Annotated in this window: 8 protein-coding genes; 1 reads left to right on the forward strand and 7 read right to left on the reverse strand. The window is 67.8% G+C overall.

Annotated elements, in window-relative coordinates; all coding sequences use genetic code 11:
* The coding region (locus O0J73_RS06895) for a cache domain-containing protein (protein WP_308308312.1) at positions 1-1,778 on the reverse strand (1,778 nt) is incomplete at its 3' end.
* Between the two features lie 127 nt (positions 1,779-1,905).
* Positions 1,906-3,240 carry a PLP-dependent aminotransferase family protein gene (locus tag O0J73_RS06900; RefSeq protein ID WP_006471884.1) on the reverse strand — a complete coding sequence of 445 codons (1,335 nt, stop codon included), beginning with the start codon at positions 3,238-3,240 and terminating at the stop codon, positions 1,906-1,908.
* Between the two features lie 88 nt (positions 3,241-3,328).
* On the opposite strand from O0J73_RS06900, the gene O0J73_RS06905 reads away from it, so the two are divergent.
* Positions 3,329-4,360, forward strand: coding sequence for a hypothetical protein (locus O0J73_RS06905; protein WP_308308313.1), 1,032 nt, complete (start codon positions 3,329-3,331; stop codon positions 4,358-4,360).
* Positions 4,361-4,413: 53 nt separating this feature from the next.
* Here O0J73_RS06905 and O0J73_RS06910 read toward each other — a convergent pair whose 3' ends face one another.
* The 5 genes from O0J73_RS06910 to O0J73_RS06930 form a co-directional block, all read right to left on the reverse strand.
* Positions 4,414-6,789: a methyl-accepting chemotaxis protein gene (locus tag O0J73_RS06910; RefSeq protein ID WP_197563900.1), complete on the reverse strand. Its 2,376-nt coding sequence runs from the start codon at positions 6,787-6,789 to the stop codon at positions 4,414-4,416.
* A gap of 101 nt (positions 6,790-6,890) precedes the next feature.
* Positions 6,891-7,274, reverse strand: a complete 384-nt coding sequence (locus O0J73_RS06915) for a hypothetical protein (protein WP_006442858.1) — start codon at positions 7,272-7,274, stop codon at positions 6,891-6,893.
* Between the two features lie 136 nt (positions 7,275-7,410).
* On the reverse strand, positions 7,411-7,902 hold the full coding sequence (locus O0J73_RS06920) for a chemotaxis protein CheW (RefSeq protein ID WP_006442860.1): 492 nt from the start codon (positions 7,900-7,902) through the stop codon (positions 7,411-7,413).
* 182 nt (positions 7,903-8,084) lie between these two features.
* Positions 8,085-8,858, reverse strand: a complete 774-nt coding sequence (locus O0J73_RS06925) for a flagellar brake protein (protein WP_006442864.1) — start codon at positions 8,856-8,858, stop codon at positions 8,085-8,087.
* A 203-nt stretch (positions 8,859-9,061) separates the two neighbouring features.
* Positions 9,062-11,311: a methyl-accepting chemotaxis protein gene (locus tag O0J73_RS06930; RefSeq protein ID WP_308308314.1), complete on the reverse strand. Its 2,250-nt coding sequence runs from the start codon at positions 11,309-11,311 to the stop codon at positions 9,062-9,064.
* Positions 11,312-11,673 lie beyond the last annotated feature (362 nt).

Raw genomic sequence — 11,673 nt, forward strand, 5'->3', positions numbered from 1 at the left:
TGGGCGAGGGTGCGCACTTCGCTGGCGACCACGGCGAAGCCGCGGCCCTGTTCACCGGCACGCGCCGCTTCCACCGCAGCGTTCAGCGCCAGGATGTTGGTCTGGAACGCGATGCCGTCGATGACCGAGATGATCTCGGCGATCTTCTTCGACGAGGCTTCGATGGCCGACATGGTGGTCACCACCTGGCCGACCACTTCGCCACCCTGCGAGGCGACGCCCTGCGCGCCGATGGCCAGCTGGTTGGCCTGGCGGGCGTGTTCGGCGTTCTGGCGCACGGTGGAGGTCAGTTCCTCCATCGAGGCGGCGGTCTCTTCCAGGTTGGCGGCCTGCTGTTCGGTACGGCGCGACAGGTCGCCGTTGCCCGAGGCGATCTCGCCGGCGGCGAGGGTGATGCTGGAGGCGCTGGCCTGGATCTGGCCGACGATCTGGGTCAGCTGCGCGACGGTGGTGTTGGCGTCGTCGCGCATGCGCGCGAACACGCCCTGGTAGTCGCCGTGCATGCGTGCGGTCAGGTCACCTTCGGCGATGGCCGACAGCAGCTGCGAGAGCTTGCCGAGGTTGTCATCGCTGACCGCCATCATCGCGTTGAGGTTTTCCAGCATCAGGCGGAAATCATGATCGAAGCGCTGGGCGTCGCCACGGCGGCTGAAATCGCCTGCGGCGGCGGCGCTGGCCAGCTGCTTGATCTCGGCGTTGATGCGGCCGAGATTGGTCTTGACCGTGTCGACGGTGGCGGTCATTGCCGCCTTCTCGCCCGGGTAGCGCGCGATGTCGTGGCTGAGATCGCCGACCGCATACTGCTGCACCACGTCGAGCACGTCGTGCAGGGTCTGCACATGGCCGCCGACCAGGGCGTTGGTCTCCTGCACCATCAGCCCGTACTCGCCGGGGAAGGCGCTGGCGTCGATGCGGTAGCTCAGTTCGCCGGCATCGTGGCGTCGCGCCATTTCGCGCTGGCCGCCGATCACCGCATGCAGCTGCTGCTGCATGCCAGACATCGCATGCAGCAGGCGGCCGGGTTCGTCGTGCGGCTGCGGGCCGATGTGGCTGTCCAGCTTGCCGCTGGCAATGCCTTCGGCGACGGCGGTGGCCTGCTTCAGCGGGCGCGCGATGCGGTTGCCGATGACCCAGCTCAGGGCCAGCACGATCAGCACCAGCACGCCGCCGGAGACTGCCATGATGGCGGTGAACACCAGTGCCTGCTTCTGCACGTCGTCCATGTAGACGCCGCTGCTGACCACCCAGTTCCAGGGCGCGAACAGGCCAGCGTAGGCCACCTTCCCGACGTCGCCCTTGCTGCCGGGCTTGGCCCAGCGGTAGTTGACGAAGCCGCCACCGGCCTTGGCCGCTTCGACCTGGTCGTAGTAGATGCGTACACCATCGTCGGTGCGGAAGTCCTTCATGTCCTTGCCGACCAGGTCCTTGCGGAACGGGTGCATCAGCAGGCGGTAGCCGGTGTCGTAGATGTTGAAGTAGTAGGTATCGTTCTCGGCGCGCATCGATTCCAGCGCCTGCAGCGCGGCGCCCTTGGCGGCCTCTTCGCTGAGCTCGCCGGTAGCGGCCAGGCGGTGGTAGTGCTGGAGGATGCCGTAGCTGAGTTCGACCTGGGTCTTCAGCGCGGTCTTGCGGGTCTCGGTGAGGTCCAGGTACTGCATGCGGGCAGCGATCACCGAGAGCGCGATCACGCCGAGCGCGATGAGCAGCGTCAGCAGGTTGAGCTTGCGCCGGACGGAGAGGTTGCTGAAGTAGTGTTGCCAGCGATGCAGGAGATTCATCGAGCAGGACCAGGTCGAAACGGGCGGGCGGCGCCGAGCCGGTCACAGCGGGACAAGCGGTGACACCCCCGTTATCGGCCGCGCGGGCCCAGGGTTGAGCCGCGCGCGAACGGCGGGCCGCGGCCGTTCAGCCAGCCAGCTGATCCAGGCGCAAGCGTACCTGCGCCAGGGCGCGTTCCAGGGTGGACGGATCGACCGTTCCCAGCGCGATGCGCAGCGCGTTGGGAACGTGGGTTCCGACCGCGAACGGCGCGGCGGTCGAAAGCACGATGCCCTGCTCATGCAGGTCCTGGCAGATCGCCTCGGCGCGGTCGCGCCCTTCCAGTGGCAGCCACAGCAGGTAGGAACCAGGGTGGCCGACCAGCGCGACACCTTCCAGCAGGCGCCGTGCCAGTGCCTGCCGGTGCCGGGCGTCGGCGCGGCGGTGGCGTTCCATGCGGTCGACGGTTCCATCCATCAGCCAGCGGCGCACCAGCGCCGTCACCAGTGCCGGCGAGTTGACCGTGGTGGCGCGGATCGCGCGCTCGATTGCGCCCATCATGGCCGGCGGCGCACTGATGTAGCCGAATCGCAGGCCGGTGGCGAGGTTCTTGGACAGGCCGCCGATGTACACGGTGCGTTCCGGTGCCAGCGCCGCCACGGGTACCACGGCGGGCGCGGCCAGATAGGCGTAGGCCGCATCTTCCAGCACCAGCAGGCCATGCTGGCGGGCGATCGCGGCCAGCTCCTGGCGCTGCTGCAGCGTCAGGACGAAGCCCAGCGGGTTGTGCATGGTCGGCATGCAGTACACGGCCTTGACCCGGCGCTGGCTGCACAGCGTGCGCAGTGCCTGCAGGTCGGTGCCCTCCGGGCCGACCGGCACCGGGATCATCTCCATCCGCAGCATCGCCGCGATCTGCCTGAAACCAGGGTAGGTCAAGGCGTCCACGGCGATGGCATCGCCGGGGCACAGTGCGCCCAGCAGGGCGACGGTCAATCCGTGCTGGGCGCCCTGGACCAGGGCCACCCGTCCGGCATCGGTAGGTACCCCGCGCTGCACCAGGTAGTCGGCCACGAGCTGGCGCTCCTGGGGCCGACCCAGGGGCGGCTGGTACAGAAGCAGTGCTTCCAGGTCGCCCTGCTGCGAGAGGTGGCGCAGGGCCCGGCGAAGCTGAGTGTCCTGGCCGAACGCGGTGGGCATGTTGGCGTTGAGGTCGATGCCGCTGCCGAGACCGGCCAGCATGTCGCAGGCCATGCCCCGTGCGCCGAACGCCTGGCGCACATAGGTGCCGCGACCAATCTCACCGATGACCAGGCCCATCCGGGCCAGCTCGGCGTAGACGCGGCTGGCGGTGGCAAGCGCCAGATCATGGCGGCGGGCGAGCTCGCGATGGGTGGGCAGGCGGGTTCCAGGGCGCAGGTTCCCGCTCTGGATGTCCGATACGAGGCCATCGACTACCTGCTTGAACCGTGAGCGTGCCATCCGTGCGCCGAGTGTATCTAGGACAATTTGTTGATTGTACTGATGCCATTCCTAGACTTCGATCGCACCGCCGGACGGGCGGAAAGGAATGGAGCACATCTGTACGGCGATGGAAGGTCACATCGAATTATTGAACTATGCAGCGCATGCACTGGAAGAAATGAACGCGCTGATTCCCCGGATCAAGGGCAGCATGCCGGGCATCCGCCAGGCCCATGAAGCCATCGCCAGCTACCTGCATCGCAGCGTGAAGTTCCTGCTGCCCAATTGCGCGGAGATGATCGATCTGCGTGAGCTGCGCCAGGTGCACGTGGACATGGCGCGCCCGCCGTTCGAGGTGATGGCGCTGGAAGCGGCGTGGATCCTGCCTGACGGGTTGCCGGGCTACAAAGGGGCGGGCCATGCGGCGCCCCGGCGCATCGCGCTGTGCCTGAACATGAACAGCGAAGTCGCCGCGGCCTTTCCGGCCACGGAGTCCTTCCTGGACGAACCGGCCGGTGGCGTGGTGGTGATCCCGATCTACTGGCAGGCCGATGCGGCCGCGTGGAAAGTGCCACTGGGAGGGGTGTTCCTGCCGCACCAGAATCCGTTGAGCCTGTACCGGCCAGAAGAAGCCAGCCTGCCCACGCGCCTGGTCAATGCCCCGGTGGAAGCGATGGCGTCCGGGAAACCCTTGCAGCAGTTCCGGGTTGCGCCGTTCGCGCTGCTGCCGGAATGGCACGCCTGGGCGGTGGAGCAGCAGGGCAGTGCGGCGGTGAAGGCGCAGATCGTGCAGGACTGTCGCGACGAGGTGGCCATGCTGTTGCAGACCTGCTGCGTGCTCAACTGCGCCAATGTCGCGTCGGTGGAGCGGCCGGCATCGGTGGCGCTGAACAAGCGGCGGTTGCGCAGAGGCAAGCAGCCGTTCTTCAGCTACCGGGTGTTCGAGGTGGATGGCGCCACGGCCGCGCCGGACGGCACCGGGCCGGGCGGGGGGGCGGCGGGGCCGCGCACCCACGTGCGCCGGGGTCACATCCGGCGATTGAAGGAAAAGCTGGTGTGGGTGCGCGCCGCCATCGTCAACGCAGGCAGCCCCGATGGCCTGCTGCACAAGAGTTACAGGCTCCGCCAGCCGCAGTGACGGCTGCGCCGGAAAGGAGGGCCGGTGCTGCGACCGGCCCTCCAGGCGTGGCATCAGAACTCCTGCCAGTCTCCGTCGGCCAGCTCGGTCGCCATCGGGCGCCCGCCTGCGGTGCGGCGGGCCGGCGGTGCGACCGGGGCCGGAGCTGCCGGGGCGGCGGCACGCGGCGCCGGGGCGGTGACGCGTGGGGCGGTCACTGCCTCGGCTTCGTCGACCACGAAGATCGACACGGCTTCGCTGAGGTGGCCGGCCTGTTCTTCCATGGCGCGGGCGGCGGCGGTGGCTTCTTCCACCAGCGCGGCGTTCTGCTGGGTGGTTTCGTCCATCTGCACCACGGTCTGGTTGACCTGCTCGATGCCGGCCGACTGTTCCTGCGAGGCGGCCGAGATCTCGGCCATGATGTCGGTCACGCGCTGCACCGAGGCGACGATTTCGCCCATGGTGGCGCCGGCCTTGTGCACCAGCGCCGAGCCGTCGTTGACCTTGCCGACCGAATCGTCGATCAGGCCCTTGATTTCCTTGGCGGCAGCGGCCGAGCGCTGGGCGAGGGTACGCACTTCGCTGGCGACCACGGCGAAGCCACGGCCCTGTTCACCGGCACGGGCCGCTTCCACCGCGGCGTTCAGCGCCAGGATGTTGGTCTGGAAGGCGATGCCGTCGATGACGCTGATGATCTCGGCGATCTTCTTCGACGAGGCCTGGATGGCGGACATGGTGGTGACCACCTGGCCGACCACTTCGCCACCCTGCGAGGCGACGCCATGTGCGCCGATGGCGAGCTGGTTGGCCTGGCGGGCGTGTTCGGCGTTCTGGCGCACGGTGGAGGTCAGTTCCTCCATCGAGGCGGCGGTTTCTTCCAGGTTGGCGGCCTGCTGTTCGGTACGGCGCGACAGGTCGCTGTTGCCGGAGGCGATTTCGCCGGCGGCCGAATTGATCGCGCGGCTGGACTGCTTGATGCGGGTGACGATCTCGCTCAGCTGTGCGGCGGTTGCGTTGGCATCGTCGCGCATGCGGGCGAACACGCCCTGGTAGTCGCCGTGCATGCGCACGGTCAGGTCACCCTGCGACAGCGCGGCGAGCAGGCCGGAGATCTGTTCGATGCTGCCGGCGTTGGCGTCGAGCAGGCCGTTGATCTGCTGGGCCAGCTGCAGGAAGAAGCCTTCCTTGTCGCTGGCGTCGATGCGGCCGGACAGGTCGCCGGCGGCGGCCTGGGCGATCACGCGGGCCACTTCGGCCTCGACCAGCGCTTCCTGGGTGCGGTCACGCCATTCCACCACGTAGCCGACGGTGTCGCCGCCTTCATTGCGGATGGTCGAGACCACCTGCGCAAACTGGGCATCGCCGTACTGCATCGGGCGACGGGCGACGCCGTGCGCCTTCAGGTTGCCGAGCAGGGTCTGGTCCATCTCGCCACGGTGTTCCAGCACGGTAACCGGCTTGCCGATCAGCGAGGCCTGGGCGTCGAAGTCCGGCAGGTCGCGGCGCACTTCATCCTGGTACTGGCTCAGGGTCTGCTGCAGGGCGCGGTTGCTGTAGACGATGGTGTTGCTGGTGTCGGTCAGGTACACGCCGGTCGAGCTGTAGTCCAGCGCGGTGCGGATGCGCAGGTTCTCGCGTGCGACGGCCTGGTCGGTTTCGATGCGCTCACGCAGGTCGCGCTGCATGCGCTGCATGGCCTGCATCAGCTCGCCGACTTCGTCCTGGCGGCTGACATCGATGTGGCCATCGAGCTTGCCGCCGGCCACGTCGTTGGCCACCGAGACGGCGCCACGCACGCTGCCGACCAGGGCGCGGGCGAACAGCCAGACCAGCACCAGGCCGAGCGCGGCGCCGCCCAGCAGGGCGATCACGGTCAGCACGGACGAGGCGGCGTAGGTGGATTCGGCCTCTTCGCGCGAGGCGCGGGCGAGGCGGTTGTCTTCGGCGATCAGTGCTTCCAGCGCCGAAGCGGCCTTGCGGTGCTTGGTGCGGGTCTCGCCGACGAAGGTATCGATGGCGTCGTCCGGCAGGTCCAGTTCCAGCATCTCGGTGACGCTGTCATAGGAGGCCAGGGCGTCCTTCCATTCCTTGGCGAAGGTGTCGAACAGCTTCTTCTGCTGCGCATTGTCGACCAGCGCCGGGTAGCCCTTGATCGACTTGTCCATGTTCCCGCGCAGCTCGACGGCCTGCTTGCGCGCGTCGGACTTGACGTCATCGCTGGCGCGGATCAGCTGCTGGTAGGCGGCGTTGCGGTACTCGCCCAGCATGCCGCGCATCTCGCCGGCCATGCGGATGCTTTCCATGCGCGAACCGGCCAACTCGGTGGTGACGTTGTTCAGCGAATGCAGGCCGCGATAGGCGACGATGCCCTGCAGCAGCATCACCAGCAGGAGGACGCCGAAGGTCAGCAGCAGCTTCGGCATCAGTTTCAGGTTGTTGATCCACGGCATGGGCGTTGCGAGCTCCTAAGGCAGACGCGCCCGGGCATCGGGCCCGGTTGCAGCAGAAACCACGCCGGCGCCAGGTCCGGCGTGGTTCGACGGACAGCGGATTACTTGATGTTGGCCAGCTTCAGGCCAGCCGGCGAGCTGACTTCGATTTCCGCACGCGAGGCGTCGCGCTGGATCTTGCCGATCACGCACACGGTCTTGCCTTCCAGGGTTTCCAGCGGGAAGGAGAACTTGCCGCGGTTCTCGCCGGCGATGCGGGCCGAGAAGGTGTGGCGCGGGAAGGCGCCGCCCATGTACAGGAAGGTCGGCTGGCCTTCGGAACCTTCTGCGTAGCGGGCCTTTTCGACCTTGCCACAGACCATGCCGTCCTTGCCGACCGAGCGCGGTGCCAGTTCCGGCGGGATCATGTCGGCCGACTGCGCGAACGCGGAGGAGGCGGTGGTGGCCAGGACAGCGGCCGAGACGAACGCAAGCAGGGACTTCATCGAGGTGTATCTCCGGGGATGGTGATGGTCGTTCCGGTTCTGCGCGCTCCTGCGCGACCGGCTTCTGTCCCCCTATCGGCACCGCCAGGGGGAACTGAAGGGTTGTGTGACCAGAACGTGAAGCAGGTCCGCTGGATCAGGCGGCGGCGTCTTCGGCAACGGCGGCCTGGCCCATGTCGGCGCTGTCGAGCAGGGTCTCGATGTCCAGCAGGATCAGCATGCGGTCATCGTGGGTACCGATGCCGGAGATGAAGCGGGTATCGACGGCGGCGCCGAACTCCGGGGTCGGGCGGATCTGCTCGGCGGACAACGGAATCACGTCCGAGACGCTGTCCACCACGATGCCGACCACGCGGTCTTCCACGTTCAGCACGATCATCACGGTGAAGGCGTCGTAGCGGGCGTTGTCCAGGCGCAGCTTCAGGCGCAGGTCGATGACCGGGACGATGGTACCGCGCAGGTTGATCACGCCCTTGATGTAGTCCGGGGCATCCGGCACGCGGGTTACCGCGTCATAGCCGCGGATTTCCTGCACCTTGAGGATGTCCACGCCGTAGTGCTCGGCACCGAGGGTGAAGCTGAGGAATTCGCCACCGGCGCTGGCGGCGGAGCTGGTCTTGTCGTTCATCGAGGGGTCCTGGTTCTGCCGGAAGTCCCGGTGTCAGGCTCGATATCGGCCCCGCCGTGGGGGACTTTAGCTGTGGCGCCCTAGGTATCCTACCGGGGAGCGGTAGTGCCGGCCGCTGGCCGGCAATGGCCGTACCCGCATGGTCGCGAGGTTGCCGGCCAGCGGCCGGCACTACCACGTGACTACATCTCGCCGTTGCGGCGGGCCTTGCGCTGGCGGTCGATGCGGAAGATGTAGCGCTGGATGGCGCTGTCGGCGCCACGCGGCAGGGTGTCGAAGCGCATGCCCACGCGCTTGACCTCGATGCCGTTGGGCTGGCGCTGCGGCAGCAGGTTGCAGACCACCAGTTCGATGTCCAGGTCCGGGCCATCGGGCAGTGACAGCTGCGCCGGATAGCGCTTCTGCAGGCCGAACACCGCGCAGTCGTTGGGCACGACCACAGCCAGGCCGCCGCCGCTGATGTCCACCACCCGCATCGACAACGCTTCGGCGCGGGCTTCGCCGGGCGGCAGCAGCAGCTGCGGCGAGTCGGTAACCGGCGTCTCCAGCCGGTACAGCTCGCGTCGCTGCAGGTGCACCAGCTCGTCCGGCAAGGGCGCACGGAACGCAACGTGGCCGTCGTTGTCCACGCGCTGCAGTTCATGCAGGCGGAACCGCACCAGCACACGTTCAAGCTGGGCGAAGCACAGCAGGTGGTCGGCCTGCTCGGCGGCGCGGTTGGACGCTTCCTGCGGGCTGCCATCGAGCAGCAGGTAGTCTTCGTCCTCGTCAAGATCAAGCAGCGCCGTCGGGAACGAGCGGTCGCGGCCGTCGATATGCGCATTGATCAGCGATCGCTGGTCGATCAGCGAGCGCAGCAACTGGCGCAGCTGGCGCGGGTTGCGGACCAGGAAACGTTCGTCAGCGGCATCGGCCGCGTGGACATCATGCACTGCAGTGTCGTTGCCGTCGGACATGGAATCTACGGTCAGGGGCGGGCGCCAGCACGCGTTGGCGCGAGGCTCGATGGGGATATCGGCCTCTGCATCGGATTATGAAGTGAGAATTACATCACTTTCCATGCGTGAGGGGTCAGATCCCTTTGCCGGAGGAAAGGAACCTGACCCCGATGTGCCACGCAGGTAGATCCATGCCATGCGTGGATGCTTTCCGCGTGGGGTCAGAACTCCTGCCAGTCGCCGTCGACGGCCAGTGCCGGCTGGGCGCTCGAGCCGCGCAGCGTGCGTGCAGGTGCCGGCCTGTGGGCGGGGGCAGCGGCCGCTACCTGGCGCGGCAGCGGTGCGGTGGCCAGGCGCGGCGCGGTGCCCGGGGTCGCCTGCGATGCCAGCCGGAAGCGGGCCACGGCTTCCCCCAGCTGCACGGCCTGGTCTTCCATGGCGCGGGCGGCGGCGGTGGCCTCTTCCACCAGCGCGGCGTTCTGCTGGGTGGTTTCGTCCATCTGCACCACGGTCTGGTTGACCTGTTCGATGCCGGCCGACTGTTCCTGCGAGGCGGCGGAGATCTCGGCCATGATGTCGGTCACGCGCTGCACCGAGGCGACGATTTCGCCCATGGTGCTGCCGGCCTGGTGCACCAGGCTGGAGCCTTCGGCGACCTTGCCGACCGAATCGTCGATCAGGCCCTTGATTTCCTTGGCGGCGGCGGCCGAGCGCTGGGCGAGGGTGCGCACTTCGCTGGCGACCACGGCGAAGCCGCGGCCCTGTTCACCGGCACGCGCCGCTTCCACCGCGGCGTTCAGCGCCAGGATGTTGGTCTGGAACGCGATGCCGTCGATGACCGAGATGATCTCGGCAATCTTCTTCGACGAGGCTTCGATGGCCGACATGGTGGTGACCACCTGGCCGACCACCTCGCCACCCTGCGAGGCGACGCCATGTGCGCCGATGGCGAGCTGGTTGGCCTGGCGGGCATGTTCGGCGTTCTGGCGCACGGTGGAGGTCAGTTCCTCCATCGAGGCGGCGGTTTCTTCCAGGTTGGCGGCCTGCTGCTCGGTACGGCGCGACAGGTCACTGTTGCCCGAGGCGATCTCACCGGCGGCCAGGGTGATGCTGGAGGCGCTGGCCTGGATCTGGCCGACGATCTGGGTCAGCTGGGCGACGGTGGTGTTGGCGTCGTCGCGCATGCGGGCGAACACGCCGTTGAACTGCCCGTCCATGCGTGCGGTCAGGTCGCCGGCGGCGATCGACTGCAGCAGCTGCGACAGCTGGCCTAGGTTGCCGTCGGCCACCTGCATCATGGTGTTCAGGTGCTCGATCATCAGCTTGAAGTCGTGCTGGAAACGCTGGGCGTCGCCGCGCTGGCTGAAGTCACCCGCGGCGGCGGCCTCGGCCAGCTGCTGGATCTGCGTGTTGATCGCCAGCAGGCTGGCCTTGGCCGCGTCCATCGATTCGTGCAGGATCGCGCGGCTGCCGGGCAGGCGGCGCGCATCCGGGGCCAGATTGCCGATGGCGTACTGGTTGAGCACGTCGATGGCATCACGGATCGCGTCCAGGTGCTCGAAGATCACCGTGTTGATGCCGCCGGCCAGCTGGCCGTAGACACCCGGAAAGTCTTCCGGGATGCGGTGGCTGATGTCCGGGCCGGCATGCATCTGCGCCATCAGCTGGGTCTGCTCGCTGAAGCGGCGCAGCATGGCGGTCATCTCGGCGGTGGCGGCCAGCATCTTGCCGGCCTCATCCTTGCTGGTGGCCTGGGTGCTGACGCTGAGGTCGCCGCGGGCGACGGCCTGGATCGCGTGCACGGCCTTGCCGAGCGGGCCGGTGACGGCGCGCGAGATCACCGTGGCCAGCGCGGCCGCGACCAGCGACAGCAGCACGATGCAGCCGATGATGGCGATCATGCTGGTGCGGTGGGTGGCGTTGGCGGCAGCGATCTTGGCGTCCATCAGGCCGGCGATGTGGGTGCCGAGCGTCTTCATCGCCGCGAACAGTTCACGGCGCGCCGGGCGCGACTGCTCGTCGGAGATCTGCTGCGCGAGCGCGCCGTCACCTGCAGCTACGGCGTCGCGCATCGCCTTGTTGGCGGCGAAGTAGCGCTCCAGCTGCACGTTGGCGGCCTGGTAAAGCTCGCGTTCCCTGGCCAGCGCCGGCAACGCCGCGTACGCGGCCAGTTCCTCGTGCACGGTCCTGGCGGTGTCGTCCATGCGCTTGTTGTAGTCGGTCACCTTGTCCGGCTGGTCGAGCATGCTCAGCAACGCCAGCTCGTAGGTGCGGAATTCACCCAGCTGCGAGCGGGCTTCGCCCAGGTGCTGGACCGACGGAATATCGTTGCCGGCCATCTCGCCCAGCTGCGTGTTGGCCTCGCTCAGGCGCAACAGTGCGAAGGCGCCGAGGACCAGGGTCATCAACGTGGTGAGGGTGAACCCCACGGCCAGCTTGCGGGCGATGGGCAGATCTTGGAACCACTTCATGCAGGGTGCTCCAGGTGGGCAGGGTGCCGCGCAGGTGCGTCGGCCGGGGGTGGTTGCAGAGCGAACGGGAGTGCCCGGTGGGGTTCGGTGACGGCCGTCAATGCGAAATAACGGCGCGGTCCGCGCGGACTTTATGGACGCAGATCACATTCGGTTGCGTAGGGGGGGCGGGCGCGAAAGTGCTGCGGCGACGGGGCTTTCGCTGCGCTGGCCAGGTTGCACGCGAAACCATCGCGCCGACGAAGTTCACGGAACGTGCTGCGCCGTGGGTTGGGGTCAGATTCCTTTCCGCATGACGGGGATCTGGCCCCAATGCCGGAGCGCGCGCAAACAAAAACCGCCGCCCCGAAGGGCGGCGGTTC

This window comes from Stenotrophomonas sp. Sm6012, from assembly GCF_030985895.1.
In the GTDB taxonomy this organism is placed as follows: domain Bacteria; phylum Pseudomonadota; class Gammaproteobacteria; order Xanthomonadales; family Xanthomonadaceae; genus Stenotrophomonas; species Stenotrophomonas forensis.

Bases quoted from the DNA above. Each gene is read 5' to 3' on its own strand.
- O0J73_RS06900 (WP_006471884.1), bottom strand. From the start codon at position 3,240: ATGGCACGCTCACGGTTCAAGCAGGTAGTCGATGGCCTCGTATCGGAC.
- O0J73_RS06905 (WP_308308313.1), top strand. From the start codon at position 3,329: ATGGAGCACATCTGTACGGCGATGGAAGGTCACATCGAATTATTGAAC.
- O0J73_RS06910 (WP_197563900.1), bottom strand. From the start codon at position 6,789: ATGCCGTGGATCAACAACCTGAAACTGATGCCGAAGCTGCTGCTGACC.
- O0J73_RS06915 (WP_006442858.1), bottom strand. From the start codon at position 7,274: ATGAAGTCCCTGCTTGCGTTCGTCTCGGCCGCTGTCCTGGCCACCACC.
- O0J73_RS06920 (WP_006442860.1), bottom strand. From the start codon at position 7,902: ATGAACGACAAGACCAGCTCCGCCGCCAGCGCCGGTGGCGAATTCCTC.
- O0J73_RS06925 (WP_006442864.1), bottom strand. From the start codon at position 8,858: ATGTCCGACGGCAACGACACTGCAGTGCATGATGTCCACGCGGCCGAT.
- O0J73_RS06930 (WP_308308314.1), bottom strand. From the start codon at position 11,311: ATGAAGTGGTTCCAAGATCTGCCCATCGCCCGCAAGCTGGCCGTGGGG.